Origin of the sequence: Azonexus sp. IMCC34842 (assembly GCF_050368855.1) — a bacterium.
In the GTDB taxonomy this organism is placed as follows: domain Bacteria; phylum Pseudomonadota; class Gammaproteobacteria; order Burkholderiales; family Rhodocyclaceae; genus Azonexus; species Azonexus denitrificans_A.
In genome coordinates this window covers 2,031,154-2,049,985 of the sequence record NZ_CP178449.1, presented here as the reverse complement: position 1 = coordinate 2,049,985, position 18,832 = coordinate 2,031,154, and the positions used below count along the sequence as shown (strand labels likewise).

17 protein-coding genes are annotated in these 18,832 nt (G+C 56.1%); 9 read left to right on the top strand and 8 right to left on the bottom strand.

Annotated elements, in window-relative coordinates; all coding sequences use genetic code 11:
- Positions 1-3: 3 nt before the first annotated feature.
- From ACLIKD_RS09745 to ACLIKD_RS09730, 4 genes are all read right to left on the bottom strand, one after another.
- Positions 4-1,569, bottom strand: a complete 1,566-nt coding sequence (locus tag ACLIKD_RS09745) for an XrtA system polysaccharide chain length determinant (protein WP_428828157.1) — start codon at positions 1,567-1,569, stop codon at positions 4-6.
- Between the two features lie 65 nt (positions 1,570-1,634).
- Positions 1,635-2,216: an XrtA/PEP-CTERM system exopolysaccharide export protein gene (locus ACLIKD_RS09740; protein WP_428828331.1), complete on the bottom strand. Its 582-nt coding sequence runs from the start codon at positions 2,214-2,216 to the stop codon at positions 1,635-1,637.
- 169 nt (positions 2,217-2,385) lie between these two features.
- The gene (locus tag ACLIKD_RS09735; protein ID WP_428828156.1) at positions 2,386-3,612 is read right to left on the bottom strand and encodes an ABC transporter permease; all 1,227 of its coding nucleotides are present in this window, start codon (positions 3,610-3,612) and stop codon (positions 2,386-2,388) included.
- Positions 3,613-4,842 (bottom strand): ABC transporter permease, encoded by a 1,230-nt coding sequence (locus ACLIKD_RS09730; protein WP_428828155.1) that lies wholly within the window; start codon positions 4,840-4,842, stop codon positions 3,613-3,615.
- Positions 4,843-4,916: 74 nt separating this feature from the next.
- Here ACLIKD_RS09730 and ACLIKD_RS09725 point away from each other — a divergent pair, with 74 nt between their 5' ends.
- The 4 genes from ACLIKD_RS09725 (at position 4,917) to ACLIKD_RS09710 (ending at position 9,042) form a co-directional block, all read left to right on the top strand.
- A complete protein-coding gene (locus ACLIKD_RS09725) occupies positions 4,917-5,783 on the top strand; it encodes a ThiF family adenylyltransferase (protein WP_428828154.1) in 867 nt (288 codons plus the stop codon).
- Between the two features lie 31 nt (positions 5,784-5,814).
- Positions 5,815-6,882, top strand: a complete 1,068-nt coding sequence (locus tag ACLIKD_RS09720) for a nitroreductase family protein (RefSeq protein ID WP_428828153.1) — start codon at positions 5,815-5,817, stop codon at positions 6,880-6,882.
- Between the two features lie 314 nt (positions 6,883-7,196).
- Entirely contained in the window at positions 7,197-8,039 is an 843-nt protein-coding gene (gene pepA / locus ACLIKD_RS09715) for a flocculation-associated PEP-CTERM protein PepA (protein WP_428828152.1), read from the top strand.
- A 124-nt stretch (positions 8,040-8,163) separates the two neighbouring features.
- Positions 8,164-9,042: a class I SAM-dependent methyltransferase gene (locus tag ACLIKD_RS09710; RefSeq protein ID WP_428828151.1), complete on the top strand. Its 879-nt coding sequence runs from the start codon at positions 8,164-8,166 to the stop codon at positions 9,040-9,042.
- 35 nt (positions 9,043-9,077) lie between these two features.
- Here ACLIKD_RS09710 and ACLIKD_RS09705 read toward each other — a convergent pair whose 3' ends face one another.
- Together ACLIKD_RS09705 and ACLIKD_RS09700 are read right to left on the bottom strand one after the other, a co-directional pair.
- Complete coding sequence (locus ACLIKD_RS09705; protein WP_428828150.1) at positions 9,078-10,424, bottom strand: DUF1302 family protein; 1,347 nt, start codon at positions 10,422-10,424, stop codon at positions 9,078-9,080.
- Positions 10,425-10,444: 20 nt separating this feature from the next.
- Positions 10,445-11,206 (bottom strand): ABC transporter ATP-binding protein, encoded by a 762-nt coding sequence (locus tag ACLIKD_RS09700; RefSeq protein ID WP_226415777.1) that lies wholly within the window; start codon positions 11,204-11,206, stop codon positions 10,445-10,447.
- Between the two features lie 54 nt (positions 11,207-11,260).
- On the opposite strand from ACLIKD_RS09700, the gene ACLIKD_RS09695 reads away from it, so the two are divergent.
- On the top strand, positions 11,261-12,055 hold the full coding sequence (locus ACLIKD_RS09695) for an outer membrane lipoprotein-sorting protein (protein ID WP_428828149.1): 795 nt from the start codon (positions 11,261-11,263) through the stop codon (positions 12,053-12,055).
- Between the two features lie 96 nt (positions 12,056-12,151).
- Positions 12,152-13,591: a mannose-1-phosphate guanylyltransferase/mannose-6-phosphate isomerase gene (locus ACLIKD_RS09690; protein ID WP_428828148.1), complete on the top strand. Its 1,440-nt coding sequence runs from the start codon at positions 12,152-12,154 to the stop codon at positions 13,589-13,591.
- On the opposite strand, the gene ACLIKD_RS09685 is transcribed toward ACLIKD_RS09690, so the two are convergent.
- A complete protein-coding gene (locus ACLIKD_RS09685; protein WP_428828147.1) occupies positions 13,592-13,963 on the bottom strand; it encodes an Mth938-like domain-containing protein in 372 nt (123 codons plus the stop codon).
- Between the two features lie 124 nt (positions 13,964-14,087).
- Between ACLIKD_RS09685 and ACLIKD_RS09680 the strand changes: the two genes are divergently transcribed.
- On the top strand, positions 14,088-15,344 hold the full coding sequence (locus ACLIKD_RS09680) for a pyridoxal phosphate-dependent aminotransferase (RefSeq protein ID WP_226415768.1): 1,257 nt from the start codon (positions 14,088-14,090) through the stop codon (positions 15,342-15,344).
- Between the two features lie 9 nt (positions 15,345-15,353).
- Positions 15,354-16,664, top strand: a complete 1,311-nt coding sequence (locus tag ACLIKD_RS09675; RefSeq protein WP_428828146.1) for a homoserine dehydrogenase — start codon at positions 15,354-15,356, stop codon at positions 16,662-16,664.
- A 78-nt stretch (positions 16,665-16,742) separates the two neighbouring features.
- Here ACLIKD_RS09675 and ACLIKD_RS09670 read toward each other — a convergent pair whose 3' ends face one another.
- The gene (locus ACLIKD_RS09670; RefSeq protein ID WP_428828145.1) at positions 16,743-18,188 is read right to left on the bottom strand and encodes a PLP-dependent aminotransferase family protein; all 1,446 of its coding nucleotides are present in this window, start codon (positions 18,186-18,188) and stop codon (positions 16,743-16,745) included.
- 187 nt (positions 18,189-18,375) lie between these two features.
- Here ACLIKD_RS09670 and ACLIKD_RS09665 point away from each other — a divergent pair, with 187 nt between their 5' ends.
- Entirely contained in the window at positions 18,376-18,714 is a 339-nt protein-coding gene (locus tag ACLIKD_RS09665; protein WP_226415762.1) for a hypothetical protein, read from the top strand.
- Positions 18,715-18,832 lie beyond the last annotated feature (118 nt).

Here is an 18,832-nt window from a genome sequence, read left to right as displayed (position 1 = left end):
CGATCAACCCCAGACAACACGTTGAGTAAAGAAAGTCAGGGCTGCAATGCCGGCACCATACGCGACGACGAGTCCCGCTGTGGCCATCAGGAAGCGCCGCAGGCTGGCGCGCTCCTTGAGTCGTCGGGATTCGTTGGGGATCAGTGACACGGTTCCAAGCAACGGAAGACCGGTTACCTCGCGCAGTGATTTTCCTTCAAAAAATACCGGGCGAATCTGGCTGGCAGCAAACGCGGTAAAGAGGCCTGTAGCAAGGGCTAGCAGGAGGCCGGCCGGGAGCAGGAGAAGTCGATTGGGGGCGGCAGGTGTCGATGATGCCCGTGGTGGATCAATCAGGCGAAAATCGGCCACTGAGCCTGCTGCATCAAGATCACCCGTTAGTTCTGCAGACTCACGCCGACTAACCAGTTGCTCGTAATTTTTCTTGTTGATGTCGTAGTCGCGGTTAAGTTGCGTAAATTCAGCCTCAAGTTGTGGCTGCGTCCTTAAAAGATCGGTGATTCGTTTATAGCGGGATTCGTATTCCGAGACGCGGGCACGCAGTGATGCCACATTTGCTTCCGATTCGGCGAGTGCAACCTTCAGTTGTTGGTAGACTGGGTTGTTGCTGACCGACGATCCTGGATTGGCCGCAGCGAATTTTTTCCGAGCCAGCAATTCTTGGCGTTTCTGTTCTTCAAGATCCTTGATTAGGCGACGTGTGCCAACAACGTCCGGATGTTGCTCGGTATAGCGTTGCATGAGGGTGTCAAGATTGCGCTTTTGGGTGTCGATTCGTCCGTCTATTTCTGGTAACGAGATGCCGGAGTCGGCTCCTGGTGATTCGGGCAATAGTACGGGCTCTTCGCCAACAATCTGGCGACGCATTGCATCACGTGAGTTTTCAGCCTCCCTCAACGCCAAGCGCGAGCTATTAAGCACCATTGATATTTCGGAAAGGCGGTCCGCGCTAGTTTTTCCATCGCCGACTTGTAGTTCGATGTTGCGCAGCTTGAAATCCTTCAGACGGCTTTCGGCCTCCTGAAGCTTTACTTCGTAGTTGTGAATCTGCTCATCAATGAATTTGCGAGCAGAGTCGGAGTCCAGTCGTTTGTCTCCCAGGCTGGACTCAATGAAGATCGATACCAGTGCTTGAACGACACGTTGTGCTTTGGCTGGGTCGGTGTCCTGATAAGACAGAGTGTAGAGATTGTCGCGTCCGATACTCTGGATTTTGAGGGTTTTCATCAGGCCTTCAACTAACGCGTCCTGTTGGGCTTTTCCCTTGGTGTTCAAATCCATATCGGCCATGCGGATCAGCTTCTCGACATTGGGTCGGCTGATCAAAGTGCGACTGAGCATCATTACTTGCTGTTCAACGTTCGGTTGGATCGCAAGTCCCGACATAAGTGGTTTGAGAATCGACTGGGTATCGACAAAGATCCGTGCCGACGCTTCATACCGGTCAGGTATGCGTAGTATGACGCCGGCAGCAATGGCTCCGACCACCCAAGCAACCAGCATTCCGAGTCGGCGATGCTTCCAGGTTGCGCGAAGGACGACCAGAGCCTGGCGGAGAATATCTTCCATCTAGGAATCCAAGCTTGCGGCCGCACCGACTATTGCCAGCGCGGCATGCGTTGAGAGACGTGCGGTCAGAACCAGCTCTGCGGGATGATCAGGACATCACCCGGTTTCATTTCAACGTTGGCTGAAACATCACCACGCTTGACCAGATCCTTTAAGCGGACACTGTACTGAGCATTGTTCTCGGCAGTGCGAAGAATCGTTGCGCTGTTGCCATCTGCAAAATCGGTGATCCCGCCAACGGCGATCATGACGTCAAGCAGCGTCATCTTTTGCTTGTAGGCAAGAATCTGGGGTTTCGCAGCTTGGCCAATTACCCGAATCTGCTCGCTGTAAGGGCCAACAAAGCCGGTAACAATGACGGTAACCACCGGATCACGAATGAACTTGCTGAGTTCCTTCTCGATATCCCGAGCCAGGCTGGTGGAGTCTTTACCCATGGCATTGAGGTCATCAATCAATGGTGCGGAAATCTTGCCGTCGGGGCGAACGGGCACGTTCATTGATAATTCTGGATTGCGCCAGACCACGATGTTGAGATTGTCGCCGGGGCCAATCTTGTAGCTGTATTCAGATGAGGCAGCCGCTGCAGGCGCTGCCGGATGGTTGCTGGCGCAGCCGGTAAAAATGATCGCGCCAGCCGCAATCATCAGGCATTGGGCGGTGGATCTTATAGTTGAACGAATCATGGGTGTTTTTCCCTCAAACAGGTCGCAGGCCGACCTCGCCGAGCACAATCGTAGAGCATAATCATAACGGAAACGGGCCGAGAATACCTTGGAACCTTGATCTTGCCTGCGCAGTATTTCACATTGGTGATCAGACGCCGTGCCGCAATGCATCCACAATCTCGAGTCTCGCCGCACGTCGTGCCGGTACGATCGTGGCGAGTATTGTGGCGGCGAATCCAATGGCTCCTGCGGTCAGTACGGTTGATGGGACGATCCGGATCAGCGCGGTGTAACCCAGGTTCGCGTTGGGTGGCGGTGGCATCGGAATGCCAATTGCCGAAATACCGATTGCTGCCAGGCAACCAAACGCCATGCCGATCAAGGCCCCCAGTACGCCCAGGCAGAGGCTTTCCAGCATAATCAGCTTGAAGACCGTGCTTGATCGGTTACCTACGGCAAGCATGGTTCCGAATTCCCGAGTCCGTTCGAAAAGTGTCATGTTTACACTATTTACTACGCTGAGTAGAACCATGATCAGTATGATCAAGCGCAATACACCAAACTGCCGGTCATAGAGTTCGACAGTCTTTTCATAAAAGTCGGAGAGTTCTTTCCATGTTGTGATGTCAAAGCCGTCGTTCGCAAACCGCTGCTTCAAGACGTCCACCGCAGCAGTGGTCTCGTCGGTATGCCTTAACATGACCACAACAAGGTGGGCTGCCGGAGTGTCCATCAGACTCTTGGCGGCTGCGAGCGGGATACGTACGGCGCGCGCATCAAATTCCTTGGAGAAGCTCTGAAATACGCCGACCACTTCAAAATCCAGTGTATTGACTGCGCCTTGCGACAAGGTCATCAGCAGATTGATACGGTCGCCAACCTTGAGCCCAAGCGACCTTGCCACCCCTTGTCCAATAATGATTCCGTCCTGGTCATTACTAGTCAGTGTTCGGCCTTCAATAAACTGCAGGTAGGTTCCGAGTGTGGTTTCAGCATCTGGTTCAATGCCTTCGCCAACGATACCGAGATCTCTCTTGCCATTGTTGAGTACGCCGCTGAACCCAAGTCTGGTCATGACTAGTTGGGCTTGGGGGACTGATTGTCGGATGTCAGTTTTCAAAGCCTCTGGATTTTCGATCAGGTATTTTTCCGGCGCCCGATTTTTGCCTTCGCTATATCCCTGCCGGGTAAGCTGAATATGGCCAGTTTGCGAATGGATAATCGCCTCTCCAAGCTGGATGAAAATATCTTGAACAAACCCGCCCGCAAGTATCAGCCCGGCAACGCCGATAGCGATTGCAATCAGTGTGGCGATCGAACGGGCGCGCTGGCGAATGACATTTCTCAGGGCGAGGGAAAAAAGGCTGTTGGGCATTTATTGATTGCAGCGCAGCGCGTCAACTATATTCATGCGACTTGCTCGCCAGGCGGGCATGAGGCTGGCGAGCAGGGTGGTCGTCAGTGCCAGAACGATGGCGTCCAGTGCTAGGGGCATACTGATCAGGATCTCGCCGGTGTAGCCATGTGCCATGCCTGGTGGCGGCGGCATCGGTATGCCGACCGCCGATATCAATGTTGCTAGAAGATATCCCAGCCCGACGCCAAGAACTCCACCTGCGAGGCCGATTAGCACTCCTTCCAGCAAAAATATTTGCATTATCACGCTATTGCGCAACCCGATTGCCAGGCTGGTACCGATCTCTGTGGTGCGCTCCAGGACGCTCATTGTTTGGGTATTTGAAATCGTCAATATGACAATCAGGCCGATGATCAGTTTGACAACCTCGACCTGTTTGGAAAACAGAACGGCAGTCTTATTGTAAAAATCGGCCAGCTTGTTCCATGGAACGACCTCGAACTGTTCGGAAGGCAAGCTTGTGGAAAGAAAACTGACAGCAGGTTTCGTCTTGTCCGTATCGTCAAGTAAAACGACCCAAGAGGTTGCACCGTCTACTCGCATCAATTTACGAGCAATGTCCAAGGGGAGACGTAACGCATTGTCATCAAACTCCTTGGAGTAGGTTGAAAATATGCCGGCCACAGTGACTTCGACCGCACTGGCGCTGCTGTTGGCTGCCGTGGCCAGCAGTACGACCGTATCGCCCGCCGTTGCGCCGATGCTTTTGGCCAGGCCTTCTCCCAGGAGAACCGCGCGTTCTTTTTTGTCCTTTAAGTCCTGGCCGGACATGATGTTTATTCGGCTGCTGATTGGTCGTTCAAGTTCGGGGTCAATTCCTTCGCCAATGAAGGGAACCGTTCCGTCATTCAGGCTGAGAAGTCCGCTGAAAGCCAATCTTGAACTAAGTGTCCGCAACCCTGGGGTGGCGGTTACTGCGGTTTGCTCTGGCGAGTTCGAGGGCAACAGGAATCGATAAGGGTCAGCGATCCCTTTTTCGAAGTAACTCGGCCTGACGATCTGGATATGTCCAAGTTGCGAATGGATGGTGCCTTCTCGCATGTTCAGAAGAATCCAGTCGATGAAGCCCCCGGCCAGCAAGAAGGCGACAACTCCGCCGGATACAGTCAATACCGCTACCAGTGTGCGTTTGGTATTACGACGAAGATTGCGCGTCGCTATCCGGATATCCGACATCAGACTAATCATTGGCGGTTTGATGGGCTTCGCTGTAATGTGCTGGCTATCATCTTAAACGCAGTTTGTGCCGGACGGATACTGTTATGTCTCCATTTAATTATCATGATGCATTCTCCAGAAATATCGGATGGGTGACCGAAAACGAGCAGTTACGCTTGCGCGATGCACGCGTTGCTATCGGCGGGTTGGGCGGCGTTGGTGGTGTGCATCTTTTGACCTTGGCCAGGCTCGGGGTGGGGCAGTTCTCGATAGCCGATTTCGATGCCTTTGATATTGTTAATTTCAATCGCCAGGTTGGCGCCAACGTCAGTACGCTGGGGCGCCCGAAAATTGACGTTCTTGTGGAAATGGCAAGAGATATCAATCCGGAGATTCAGCTAACGACGTTTCCTGCAGGAATTCAAGCTGGCTCACTTGAAGCATTTCTGGATGGTGTTGATGTTTACGTCGATGGGCTTGATTTCTTCGCTTTTGATGCTCGACGGATGACCTTTGCTGCGTGCGAAAAGAAAGGCATTCCAGTTGTGACTGCGGCCCCGCTTGGCATGGGCACCGCTTTGCTTGTTTTTGGGCCAGGGGGCATGTCCGCCGAAGAATACTTCGGGTTCGAGGGGTGCGATGAAATGGAGATGGCGATTAGGTTCCTGGTCGGGTTATCGCCGGCCATGCTGCAACGTGGCTATGTCGTGGATATGTCGCGGGTAAATCTTGCCGAGCGGAAGGGGCCGTCAAGCATCGCTGCTTGCCAGCTATGCGCTGGTGTGGCGGCCATAGAAACCCTGAAACTGCTTTTGGGGCGATCAGGCGTCAAACTGGCTCCGTGGGGCTCGCAATTTGACGCATATCGTATGCGTTATATCCGTACCTGGCGGCCTTGGGGGCATCGCAACCCGTTGCAGCGTTTGATGATTGCTTTGGTCAAGGCCCAGCTCGGCCGTTCGTCGAACTGAGTTGAGTTCGGTTGTAGCAAAGGAGGGGGCAATGAGCAGGGACGTGCTATTAAAAATTCTCGATCTCGCACGCTGGGCACCGAGTGGCGACAATACTCAGCCTTGGCGCTTCGAGATAGTGTCCGACAATCACATTGCCATTCATGGTCACGACACGCGCGACGGCGTGATCTACGATTTCGACGGGTATGCAAGCCAGATGGCGCACGGGGCATTGCTGGAAACACTGCGGCTGGCCGCGAGTCGTTTCGGAATGTCGGCCGAGTGGGCAATCCGCACCGGGCAACCTGATAACGCGCCAATTTATGACATAACTCTTCGTTCGTCTGGCACGGGTGAGGACGTTCTGGTTCAATTTATCGAATCTCGATGTGTTCAGCGTCGCCCAATGCGCATGACGCCTCTATGTTCCGAGCAAAAGGCAGCGTTATGTGAGGCGGTAGGCGACGCCTATTCTCTGATTTTTTTTGAATCACTCAAGGACCGACTGGGCGTTGCCAAATTGCTTTGGCGTAACGCCTATCTGCGTCTGACCTGTCCTGAAGCCTATGAGGTTCATCGTCATATAATCGAATGGGGAGTGAGGTTTAGTGCTGACCGCATTCCCGATCAGGCTGTTGGAGTTGATCCGTTAACTGCGAAATTGATGCGTTGGGTGATGCAGAGTTGGGGGCGTGTCAATTTTTTCAACCACTTCTTGTTTGGCACGATCGCGCCACGTATTCAGCTCGATTTTCTGCCAGCTCTGGCTTGTGCTGCCCATGTTTTGATCAAACCAAAACACCCATTAAACAGGCTGGAAGACCGTGTTACGGCAGGTATGGCGATGCAGCGATTGTGGCTGACCGCCAGTCGCCTTGGGCTTCATCTGCAGCCAGAAATGACCCCGGTGATTTTTCGTTGGTATGTTCAGGACGGGCGGGAGATTTCTGGCAAGGCCTCAATCAATGAAGGGGCGATGTCGCTCGCAGAGCGGTTTGAGTATCTGGCCTCAGCAAATCGTCAAAGCGGATTTTCTTTTTTTTGTCGAGTAGGAACTTCCGAGAGACCAAGCGCTCGTTCGGTTCGCAAGGAGCTGCCGAATTTAATGATGCGGTGAGCTCTATTCCTACAAGAAATTTCAAGTGCAGATGGTCCCTCAAAATTGCTCCGCTTCTCCGACTCACTACTTTTCTGGTCATGATATCCACAGTCACCGCGCAGAGTTATCCCTAGTGGGCCGAGGTTATGTCGAATTTCTTTACAGTTTGCTTGAAATGTTTTTCTTAAGCCGTTTGTTATTTGGCTATCAATGTAAATTATTTCAATAAAATCATATTGTTGCATAAATTTATAAATTGTTGGCATGTGTTGTGCTTATTGATATTCAGGGCTAGGGCCGACCGACCCCACGTCGATTCAATAGGAGCTAAAATGTTCAAAAAAACTTTACTTGCAGCAGCGCTGGCATTGCCACTGACTGCCTTTGCCGCAGTGATTCCGACCACTTTTAATGATTCTTCGCTGGGCGGGACTGCTAATGTCACATTTAACCAGTTTCAAATTTCTGGTGGCGGCTCTACAGTCACTCTGACGGACGTAAATAGTAACGGCCTGCTTGATGGCGGCGACACATTCGTCGAGTCCGGCTTGGTCGCCGGTGTAGGTTTTACCAACGCAGCTGGTAACCCTATTGCCAATAGCGGTTTGAATAGCTCGTATCAAATCTGGGCAGTATTTGCGCCTTTGGTTGGCTATATTTCGGGCGCATCGGTTTCGCCGGGTGTTCAAACTTTCACTGCCAGCTTTGTCGCTCCATCGAGCGTCAGCATTTATTATGACACCAATGTCAATGACGGCCTGACGGCTGGCAGTACACTCATTGGCGTTGCCTCGCTGCCGACGGCAGGTAGTACTTGTGCTGTGACCAATGTTCCGGCCGCGGGTATTGAAACCGGTTCTTGCATTCTGAATTTTGTTTTTGATGCCGCAGGGGTGACCAAAGCGGGTGTCTGGACCGCATTGGGTAAAGACGTTGGTTTGCTGGATGGTGTGAAACTGCGTGTCGATATGAACGTGGATAATTTTGAAAATCCTGAAGATCCGAATGGTCCTGGCTTCTTCTCTCCGACCTATGCGGCGCCTGGTGGAACGCAAACTCGCCTGATCGACCATAATGGGTCGGCTTCGTTTGTTCCTGAGCCGGCTAGCCTTGCGCTGTTGGGCTTGGGTCTGGTTGGGATGGGTGTGAGCCGCCGCCGTAAGGCAAGCGTCTAACAGGCTCCAGTTCGGTCCTGTCTCTAAAATGCCGCCGGGTTCGCCCGGCGGCATTTTTATTGGCAGTAATAGGTCTCTACAAACTCTATAATTAGTCCGAGATAAAGATGGAGGAGGACTTGTCATGCCCAGCTTGTCAGTAATGAAAGTGCTCTTGAAGGAACTGCTAACCAGTCGGCGGGTCGCGAGGACAAACGAGCCCACTTTGGTTATGGACGATCCGCAGCAGGTCCGCGAGTACACCCAAGCTGGTCTGGAGGGTGGGGTGATGGCTCCGGTGTATCTCTTTCACTGCGCACAGGTATGTGAGGTTATCCGGCCGGGAGACAGGATTCTTGATTTGGCCTGTGGTCCTGCCAATCAACTCGTTCAAATTGCACGATTGAATCCGGAGTGTCAATTTGTCGGGTTTGACTTGTCAGCAGAAATGCTTGATCGGGCAAGGGAATTAGCTACAACGGAAAATCTCGCCAATGTCGAATTTGAACATGGGTCGATTACCGATTTGGCACGTTTTGAAAGCCGCAGCTTTGATGCTGTGATGTCAACAATGGCGCTGCATCATCTGCCTGACTTGAATTGCCTGAATCAAACGTTTTCTGAAGCGGCCCGGGTGTTGAAGCTGGATGGGGGGCTGTACCTCGCTGACTTTGGTCGTCTGAAGCGCGTCGACTCTATCGAGTACTTCGCCTACCAATATGAAGACAGGCAACCCCCGCTATTTACCATCGACTACTTGAACTCGTTGCATGCCGCATTTTCGCTTGACGATTTCCGGAATGCTTGCGCGCGTGCCTTCGTCAATCGAGCAGGCGTTGTCAGCACTTGGTGTGTGCCATATATGGTGGTTACCAAGACCCCATCCCGCCGGGAGATTCCCGATGATCTAAGAAAGTCGCTGTGGGCCATTCGTGATTCGCTTCCCGACTACCACAAAGTCGATCTTGACGACCTGAGGCGGTTTTTCCAAATGGGTGGTCTTCAAAGCAAAGTTCTTGGATAGCGCCAGAATATTGATTGGGGGGCTTGGTCGTGCTCTCAGAAGCTGTAGCGGATTTCCGAATACACCCGATCTTGTTGATCGTAGCGCCCAAACATGCCAAGGGGGGGGCCTTTGAAGACGTCGGCACCGACCAGGAGGCGCCAGTTGCGTTCGAAATTCCAGGTCAGGCGAGGGCGGAATAACCAGTCCGGGCGGTTGGTGCTCGATATAAAGAGCGCCTGAGCTTCCCAGTTGTTGAAGAATTTGTTATTGAGCAGCAGGCTGTAGCCGTTCTCGCGCCGGTCGGGGATGATGTCCTCGTTGAAGTTGAAGAACTGGCGCTGGAATAGCTGAACATTCAGTCGGGTATCTGCCGGGAGTGTGAAATCCAATCCGGCTGCCCAGTCGAGCGTGTTCTGCGGGGTTACCCCGTCGGAGTCCATGGCGTTAAGGACCGTAAAGTTTCGGCCGCGTGTATAGACCGCCTCCGCCTTCAATACAACTTCACCGAAGTCCTTGGCCAGCGTGCTGCCGAATTGATGGATGCGATCGTGTCTTGCCTGGAAGGCGAAGGTCGGTGTCGGAGCAAAGACGATATCGCGATAGAAGGTGGGGTTGGTATCGGTGCTGCGGTAGTAGAACCCTGAGATATCCCAGCCATTTTTGAGCGTGGACAGGCGCAGGCCATAGTTCATGTTTTCGGCATTACGCTCAGGACGTAGTTCCTGTTTGTATTGCGCGGAAAAGTCCTTCGATAGCGGGTATGGGTAGAATTCGGCGCCGGGTTTGCCGATGTTGTCGTAGCTGGCTACCGGAATCCAGAGAAGTTCGGCGTGGAAATCGTCGGCAAAATATTCGGCTCGAGCAGCCCATTGCGGAATACGCATCTGATCGAAGTCGGGCAGGATGAATTCGCGCAAATCACGGGCGGAGACGACGTCAGCAAAGAACATGCCGACCATTTCACCCCAGACAACGTTTTGCTTGCCGAAACGAAAATCCCAATTGCCGGCGCTGTAGTCGAGATAGTTTTCCCGCAGGGTAGCGTTGAAACGCTGGTTTTTCTCGACATCGGAATTGTAGAAGTCATTGATGCCATATACTGCGTCGTAATCGAAGCGGGCACCCAGTTTCCATTTCAGGCCGTCGCCCAGCTTGCCCTGGCTGCTCAGGTCGGCACGTGTACGCATCTTCGACCAGTGGTCCGGCGTTGCTGTGGTGCGGGCCAGTTCGAACTGGACGAACCCTTTGATACCGGAGCCGCTTGCGGCGGGTTTCGATGGCGCCGTGGGGATGCCGTCACCAAACAGCGAATCTCGATCGTCGGCGGCATGGGCGCCAAAGTTAAAACAGAGCGCGGCAATAAGCGTCAGGCGGGGGAGATACTGCGGAATTGAAGGCACGGCGGTGATCCTGTGATGGTTTATTCGGGAATGTTTTCTGCTGCGATATCGGAAAGATTGCGGACGCGGGCGATATTCCAGTTGTTCTTGGGGCCGCGGATGCCAAAGGCTTTGATGGTGCCGTCTTCAACCTTGACCAGGCGATTGGCGTGGTCGATGACCTTCTGGTCGTGGGTTGAAAAAATGAAAGTTGTGCCGAGATGCTCGTTGATTTTCTTCATCAGTTTAAGGATTTCGATGCCCGTTGCCTTGTCCAGGTTGGCGGTTGGTTCATCGGCCAGCACGATGGCCGGTTTCACGACGAGGGCGCGGGCGATGGCGACACGCTGGCGCTGACCACCGCTTAACTGGTTGGGGCGGTTATTGGCGTATTTGCTGAGGCCGACAATGTCGAGAAAATAATCGACACGCCGCTTGCGATCTTCCGGCGACACGTCCTTTCGGCGTAGCAAAGGGTATTCGACATTTTCGGCAGCCGAGAGCACAGGCAGCAAATTGAAGGTCTGAAAAATGAAGCCGATCGAGCGGGCGCGCAGATCGGCCAGTTCGTTGGCGGATTTCTGGGAGACGTTTTCTTCGTTGATATAGATGTTGCCGCTGCTTGGCCGGTCGATGCAGCCGATCAGGTTGAGCATCGTCGTTTTGCCACTGCCGGAAGGGCCAGAAATGGCAAGGAAAACGCCGGGCTCGATGGCCAGTGTTATATCATTGAGCGCCTGTACGATCTGCTCGCCGAGCAGATACTCCTTGAAAACGCGCTCGATCCGGACGACGCTGCTCATGCGGTTCGGGATGCAATGGAGATCACGTTGATGAACATGTGCGAGGAACTGTCTATGTCACGCAATAGCGTCAAGCGGCTGAATTTGTGGGCCTGTCTTCTGACTTCCGGCATTGTGTTGGCGCTCCCGTCGGTAACAGCTTTGGCTCAGCAACCCGGAGCAGACCAGGCTGATGATGCTTATGCCCGCAGTATAGTGGAAAAGGCTGACCTGGTTCGCTTCCCGGCCGAGGGTTTTCAGGTCGATATTGTAATCAATACCAAGCAGCCGGATAGCCAGAGCGATTTGCGCAAATATCGCGTTCTGTCAAAAGGCAACGAAAATACGGTGGTGATGGTGACCGAGCCGGCTTCCGAACGCGGTCAGATCATTCTGATGAAAGGGCGCGACCTCTGGGTATTCATGCCGGAAGTTTCGCAACCGGTTCGCATTTCTCTGGCCCAGCGCCTGACCGGACAGGTGGCGAATGGTGACTTGGCGCGGGCCAATTTTGCCGGCGACTATCATCCCAAGGTGTTGCGCCACGAAACGATCAGCGGTGAAAACTACGTGGTGATGGAGTTGACCGCAGTGGATCGCTCGGTAACCTATCAAAAGGTTGTTTATTGGGTTAATCAGAAGAATGCTTGGCCGCTCAAGGCCGAGTTCTATTCGCTGTCGAACCGCCTGCTGAAAAAGTGCAGTTATGAAGATTTCCGCACGCTTGCCGGCAAATCCCGGCCAACGCGTCTGGTGATGGAGGACGCTCTGCGCAGCGGCGAGAAGTCGGTTCTCGAATATAGTGAAATGAAGCTGCGTGACTTGCCGGACAAGATATTCACCAAGGAATATCTGAAAAAGCTCGACTAAGCAGAATATTTATCCAGGAAACGCTCCTCGTTTTCCGGCTGTCATTCCGATCGACTCACGAATGACAGATAATTTGGCTTTTTTGCGAAAACGTATATGAACAAGATTCTCCCCGTTGTGCTTTCCGGTGGATCAGGGACGCGTTTGTGGCCGCTTTCCCGGGAAAAGTTTCCCAAACAGTTGTTGCCGCTGGTTGGCGATCAGTCGATGTTGCAGGCGACGGTTGCCCGGCTGGATGGCCTTGCCTGTCTTGGCGATCCGCTGCTGGTCTGCAATGAGGAGCATCGCTTCGTTGTCGCCGAGCAGATGCGCGTGCTTGGCAAGCAGGGGAAGGCGCTGCTTGAGCCGTGCGGGCGCAATACGGCCCCGGCGTTGACGCTGGCTGCGCTGTGGGCGCAACAGCAGGGTGGCGATCCAGTGCTGGTCGTGATGCCGGCCGATCATGTGATTCTCGATGGCACGCTGTTCCGCGAAACAGTGCTCAAGGCCGTCACGCTTGCCGAAAAAGGCCTGGCTGTGACATTCGGTATTACGCCGGACTGCCCGGAAACCGGCTATGGCTACATTCAGCAGGGCAGTCCGCTGGCCGACGGCAGCGGCGCGTTCAAGCTGGCTCGCTTCGTTGAAAAGCCTGACCATGAGACGGCCCAGGTTTATCTGGATTCCGGCAGTTTCCTGTGGAATAGCGGCATTTTTGTCATGCGTGCTTCAACCTGGGTTAAAGCGCTCGAATCATGTCGACCGGATATTCTGGCGGCTTGTCGGGATGCCTTGCAAAAGGGTAGTGAGGATGGCGACTTCATTCGGGTCGACCGTGTCGCCTTCGAAAACTGTCCCTCAGACTCAATCGATTATGCGGTGATGGAGCGTCTCATGGCGAAGCAGGCCGGCTTGCCGGAAGGTGTGGTAATTCCGTTGTCGGCCGGATGGTCGGATGTCGGGGCCTGGGATGCGCTGTGGAAAGTGCTGCCGAAGTGTGATTTGGGCAATTCGGTGCGGGGTGATGTGCTGCTTGAAGGCTGTCGCAACACGCTGGCGATTTCGGAAAGCCGCCTGGTGGCGTGTGTCGGGGTCAGCAATCTGGTCGTGGTCGAGACCGATGACGCGATACTGGTGGCGCATCACGATGCGACTCAGGACGTCAAGAAGATCGTCGATCGGTTGAAAGCGGACAAGCGTTCGATTGCCCAGTGGCATCGCAAGGTCTATCGGCCGTGGGGCTGGTATGACGGGGTCGATGCCGGGGCACGTTTCCAAGTCAAGCGCATCGGTGTCAAGCCGGGCGCAGCACTGTCCCTGCAGATGCATCACCACCGTGCCGAGCACTGGATCGTCGTCAGCGGCACGGCGCGCGTCACCAAAGGCGACGAAGTCTTTCTGGTGAGCGAAAACCAGTCGACCTACATTCCGCTTGGTGTCAGGCACCGTCTGGAAAATCCGGGGATCGTTCCGCTCGAAATGATCGAGGTGCAGTCCGGCAGTTATCTCGGCGAAGACGACATCGTGCGCTTCGAAGATACCTACGGCCGCAACTGATCAGTCGAAGAGCAGGGCCGCGGCAACCTTGCGGCCCTCGGCGGCGAGAATGTTGTAGGTTCGGCAGGCGGCCCGCAGGTCCATCACTTCGAGGCCGATGCCGGCCGGCGCGAACGGTCGGAGCAGGGCGCCGGACGGGAAGCGCAGGCGCTGGCCGGTGCCGAGCAGGACGATCTCGGTACCGAGTTCCAGCAGTTTCTGCATGTCGGCTTCGGTCAGCGTTTGCACGGTTGCCGTCGACCATTCGTCAATGATCGATTCCGGCAAAAGAATCAGGTTTTTTTCATGTTTTTCATGGTTGACCGCCACATAGTCGTCGCCGTAGGCGGTGAACATGTTGAGTCCGGCGGTGTTGGAAAGATGAAGTTTCACTGATCGACTGTCCTGAAAAGCCCGCCGAAATTGCGGTGCACCATGCGATAAAGTAGGATTATACCTTTTGGGGCGCAGTAGTCTGGCTGATGGCGGCTGGATACGGCCCGATCGGACAGCGTTCATGAAACAAGTCAAGAAATCCGCCAAGCTCGCCAACGTCTGCTACGACATCCGCGGCCCCGTGCTGCAGATGGCCAAACAGATGGAGGAAGAGGGCCACAAGATCATCAAGCTGAACATCGGCAATCTCGCCGCGTTCGGTTTCGATTCGCCGGAAGAAATCCAGCAGGACATCATTCGCAACCTGCCGAATGCGGCCGGCTATACGGATTCCAAAGGGATTTTCGCGGCGCGCAAGGCGATCATGCACTACACCCAGGAAAAAGGTATCAAGGGTGTGACGCTCGACGATATCTACGTTGGCAACGGCGTGTCCGAACTGATCGTGATGGCGATGAATGCCTTGCTCGACGCCGGCGACGAGGTGCTGGTGCCGGCGCCGGACTATCCATTGTGGACGGCCGGGATCAGCCTCTCCGGCGGGACGCCGAAGCATTACCTGTGCGATGAAGAGAACGGCTGGTATCCCGATCTCAACGACATCCGCAGCAAGATCACGGCGAAAACCCGGGCCATCGTCATCATCAACCCGAACAACCCGACCGGCGCCCTGTATCCGGATGATCTGCTGAAGGAGATCGTCGAGATCGCCCGCCAGCACCATCTGATCATCTACGCCGACGAGGTGTACGACAAGGTGCTCTACGACGGGGTAACGCACACCTCGATTGCGGCCTTGTCCGACGACGTGCTGACCATTACCTTCAACGGTCTTTCCAAGAACTACCGGTCCTGCGGCTACCGTGCCGGCTGGCTGGTGGTTTCCGGCGACAAGCGTCACGCCAAGGATTACATCGAAGGCCTCGACATGCTGGCCTCGATGCGTTTGTGCGCCAATGCGCCCGGGCAGCACGGCATCCAGACGGCGCTCGGCGGGTATCAGAGCATTGACGATCTGGTCGGCGACGGTGGGCGCATGCGGCGTCAGCGCGATATCGCCTACGATCTGATCACGGCGATTCCGGGCGTCAGTTGCGTTAAGCCCAAGGCGACCTTGTACATGTTCCCGAAGCTGGACCCGAAGATCTACCCGATCAAGAACGACCAGGCCTTCATCACCGAGTTGCTGCAGGAAGAAAAGGTTCTGCTGGTCCAGGGGACCGGTTTCAACTGGCCGCATCCGGATCATTTCCGGCTGGTTTTCCTGCCGCATGAAGATGACCTGAAGGAAGCGATCGGCCGTATTGCGCGCTTCCTGGAGAACTATCGCAAACGTCACAACACGCAAGCAGTCACCCAAGTTAACCAACCCAAGTAAAGTCAGAACATGAAACCCATTAATGTTGGCCTTATCGGCATCGGCACCGTCGGCGGTGGCACCTGGAATGTCCTGAAGCGCAATGCGGACGAAATTGCCCGCCGCGCCGGCCGGCCGATTCGCATTACGGCCGTGGCCGACAAAAATGTCGAACTGGCCAAGCAAGTGACGGGTGGCGAAGCACGCGTTACCGACGATGCTTTCTCGCTGGTCAACGATCCGGAAATCGACATCATTGTCGAACTGATCGGCGGCTATGGTGTGGCCAAGGAAGTCGTGATGCAGGCGATCGCCAATGGCAAGCATGTGGTGACCGCCAACAAGGCGCTGCTCGCCGTGCATGGTACGGAAATCTTCAATGCCGCCCAGAAAAAGGGCGTCATGGTCGCTTTCGAAGCGGCCGTTGCCGGCGGCATCCCGGTCATCAAGGCGCTGCGCGAGGGCCTCAGCGCCAACCGTATCGAGTGGGCGGCCGGCATCATCAACGGCACGACCAATTTCATCCTGTCGGAAATGCGCGACAAGGGCCTGTCCTTCGACACTGTGCTGAAGGAAGCGCAGCGTCTGGGCTATGCCGAAGCCGATCCGACGTTCGACATCGAAGGCGTCGATGCGGCGCACAAGGCCACGCTGATTGCCTCCATCGCCTTCGGTATCCCGGTTCAGTTCGACAAGGCCTACATCGAAGGTATCACCAAGCTCGAAGCCTCCGACATCAAGTATGCCGAACAGCTCGGCTACCGGATCAAGCTGCTCGGCATTGCCAAGCGCCGGAGCAATGGCATCGAACTGCGCGTCCATCCGACCCTGATCCCAAGCAAGCGCCTGATCGCCAATGTCGAAGGGGCGATGAATGCGGTGCTGGTCAAGGGCGATGCGGTCGGCGCCACGATGTACTACGGCAAGGGAGCCGGTGCCGAGCCGACCGCTTCTGCCGTGATTGCCGATCTGGTCGATGTCACCCGTCTGGCTACCGCCGATGCCGCGCACCGCGTGCCGCATCTGGCTTTCCAGCCGGATGCCATGTCCGATCTGCCGGTGTTGCCGATGAGCGAGATCGAAACCGGCTATTACCTGCGCCTGCGCGTCGAAGACAAACCGGGCGTGCTGGCCGATGTGACGCGCATCCTGGCCGATCAGGGTATTTCCATCGACGCCATGCTGCAACGCGAGCCGGAAGAAGGCGAGGGCGAGACCGATATCATCATCCTCACCCACGTTTGCAAGGAAAGCGCCGCCGATGCGGCGATTGCCAAGATCGAGGCGCTGGCGGCCCAGAAGGGCAAGGTCAAGCGCATCCGTCTGGAAGAGCTGCAGTAATCTGCCGCGCCGGCTGGTTGGAGAGACGGGAGCTTCGTGCTCCCGTTTTGTTTTTCGGCGCGTCTGAGAGGGGACCGGTTAGCGATTGGCGGCCGGCTGGCGGCACAGTTCGCCAAGCCGTTGCAGGGCTGAGTCGATGGCTGGCGTGTAGGGAGCGCCGCAGTTCAGGCGGATGAAACCGTCGAAGCGATTGGAATTTGAAAACATCAGGCCCGGGGCGATGAAGATACCCTCGGCCAGCGCCGCATCGAACAGGGCGCGGGATGACAGGCCGTCCGGCAGCTCGACCCAAAGGGCCAGTCCGCCAGCCGGGTCGGTAAGTCGGGTGCCGGCCGGGAAATAGCTGGCGATGGCTTCGGCCGTCCGCGCCCGCTGGGCTTTCAGGCAGGCGCGCAGGCGACGCAAATGACGGTCGTAGGCGCTGGATGCCATGAAATCGGTCGCCGCGAGCTGGGCCAGTTCTTCGTTGTAGCGGCTTTGCGCATATTTCAGCATTTCGACCCGCGACTGCCAGCGGCCGGCGTTCATCCAGCCGAGGCGCAGGCCCGGGGCGAGGATTTTGTGCAGCGAGGCGCAGTGGATGACGTTGCCGTCGCGATCCCAGGCTTTCAACGCCTTGAGCGGCGCATCGTCGTTGGTCAGCGCGCTGTAGGTGTCGTCCTCGATCAGCGGGATGGCGTGCGTCGAACAGAAGTCGACCAGGCGGGCCTTGTGGCTGTCCGGCATGATGCTGCCGAGCGGGTTTTGCAGATGCGGTACGACGACCATGGCCTTGATCGGCTCGCCGCTCTGGATCGCCAGTTCGAGCGCTTCGATGGAAATGCCGCTGAGCGGGCTGGTCGGGATTTCCAGGGCGCGCAGGCCAAGGGTTTCCAGCACCTGCAGCAAGCCGTAAAAAGTCGGCGATTCGACTGCGACGATATCGCCCGGCTGGGTGATGGCACGCAGTGCCAGATTGAGGGCCTCGATGCATCCCTGGGTGACGAGGATATCCTCCGGCGCCAGCAGCATGCCGTTGGCCATCGCGCGCTTGGCCAGCAGGCCGCGGAAATTGGCATTGCCGTGGTTGGGCGCCGGCCGGACCAGCAACTCCGGGTCACGGCGCAAGGCGCGGGTGGCGGCGTTCTTCAGGGCCTCCCCGGGGTAGAGCGAAGGGGCGCTGCGTGCGCTGGAAAAATTGACCTTGACCGGGCTTTGCCGGCCGCGGGCGATGAACTCCGAAACGCGGGCATGGATGCCGACGTACTGGGCCGGGTCCAGGGCTTGTCCCGGCACCGGTTCGGCCAGCGGGCGGACGGCCAGGCGGCGTGGCTGGCGGACGAAATTCCCGGAGCGCGGGCGAGCCTCGAGCCAGCCATCGCTTTCCAGCTGGCGGCAGAGCTGCAGCGCTGTGGACAGGCTGACTTCATGGCGGCCCATCAGTGAACGCACCGACGGGAAGCGGTCGCCCTGCACCAGGGTGCCGGCTTCGATGGCCTCCCGGTAATGGGCGGCCAGCCTGCGGTAGAGGGGTAGTTGATCCATGGCCCATGTTCTCCTGCGAATGGCCTGGCGGACAGATATAGATTGCCGAAAAATACACCAGAACAGTTCAAGAAAACGACAACTGCTACGCTACAGATAGTCATTTTCTGTGGCTGTTTGCTCGCCGGCGCCCTGGCTACGATTTGTCCACCTCCCGCCCCTCGGGAGTTTGACAGGAGATGGCGCAATGGACGACAGGCGGACGATGAGTATGGACTTGCTGCAGGGCGAACGGCGGCAGGTCCTGCTGGAAGCGGGAAGTACGGTGCTGGTGCTGGCCGGGCGACTCGGTTTGCGCGAACCGATGGATTGGCTGGCCGAACATGTCGTGCCGCGGGAATGCGGACTGGAAGCTGAACAGGCCTGGGTCGCCGAACGCGGCGGCTGGGTCGATCTGGCGGCGCTGGCGACGGTTCGGGTAGTCATTCTGCCGCCTGAGTCGGTGTCTTTCTGGCGCCAGGTCGGGCGTTGTCTAGATTCGCTAATCGGTGCGCTGCCGAGCGCTGGCTTGCGGCAGGAGCGGTGAATCTGCGCGACCGCGTCGGCCGGTGATCTCCGGCCGATACCCATAATCGCGGTACGTCTATGGCGATTCGCATCAAGGAAATCATTTCCCGCTCCCGGCACAATCGCCGGCAAATGCC

Bases quoted from the DNA above. Each gene is read 5' to 3' on its own strand.
- ACLIKD_RS09745 (WP_428828157.1), bottom strand. From the start codon at position 1,569: ATGGAAGATATTCTCCGCCAGGCTCTGGTCGTCCTTCGCGCAACCTGG.
- ACLIKD_RS09740 (WP_428828331.1), bottom strand. From the start codon at position 2,216: ATGATTGCGGCTGGCGCGATCATTTTTACCGGCTGCGCCAGCAACCAT.
- ACLIKD_RS09735 (WP_428828156.1), bottom strand. From the start codon at position 3,612: ATGCCCAACAGCCTTTTTTCCCTCGCCCTGAGAAATGTCATTCGCCAG.
- ACLIKD_RS09730 (WP_428828155.1), bottom strand. From the start codon at position 4,842: ATGATTAGTCTGATGTCGGATATCCGGATAGCGACGCGCAATCTTCGT.
- ACLIKD_RS09725 (WP_428828154.1), top strand. From the start codon at position 4,917: ATGTCTCCATTTAATTATCATGATGCATTCTCCAGAAATATCGGATGG.
- ACLIKD_RS09720 (WP_428828153.1), top strand. From the start codon at position 5,815: ATGAGCAGGGACGTGCTATTAAAAATTCTCGATCTCGCACGCTGGGCA.
- pepA (WP_428828152.1), top strand. From the start codon at position 7,197: ATGTTCAAAAAAACTTTACTTGCAGCAGCGCTGGCATTGCCACTGACT.
- ACLIKD_RS09710 (WP_428828151.1), top strand. From the start codon at position 8,164: ATGCCCAGCTTGTCAGTAATGAAAGTGCTCTTGAAGGAACTGCTAACC.
- ACLIKD_RS09700 (WP_226415777.1), bottom strand. From the start codon at position 11,206: ATGAGCAGCGTCGTCCGGATCGAGCGCGTTTTCAAGGAGTATCTGCTC.
- ACLIKD_RS09695 (WP_428828149.1), top strand. From the start codon at position 11,261: ATGTCACGCAATAGCGTCAAGCGGCTGAATTTGTGGGCCTGTCTTCTG.
- ACLIKD_RS09690 (WP_428828148.1), top strand. From the start codon at position 12,152: ATGAACAAGATTCTCCCCGTTGTGCTTTCCGGTGGATCAGGGACGCGT.
- ACLIKD_RS09680 (WP_226415768.1), top strand. From the start codon at position 14,088: ATGAAACAAGTCAAGAAATCCGCCAAGCTCGCCAACGTCTGCTACGAC.
- ACLIKD_RS09675 (WP_428828146.1), top strand. From the start codon at position 15,354: ATGAAACCCATTAATGTTGGCCTTATCGGCATCGGCACCGTCGGCGGT.
- ACLIKD_RS09670 (WP_428828145.1), bottom strand. From the start codon at position 18,188: ATGGATCAACTACCCCTCTACCGCAGGCTGGCCGCCCATTACCGGGAG.
- ACLIKD_RS09665 (WP_226415762.1), top strand. From the start codon at position 18,376: ATGGACGACAGGCGGACGATGAGTATGGACTTGCTGCAGGGCGAACGG.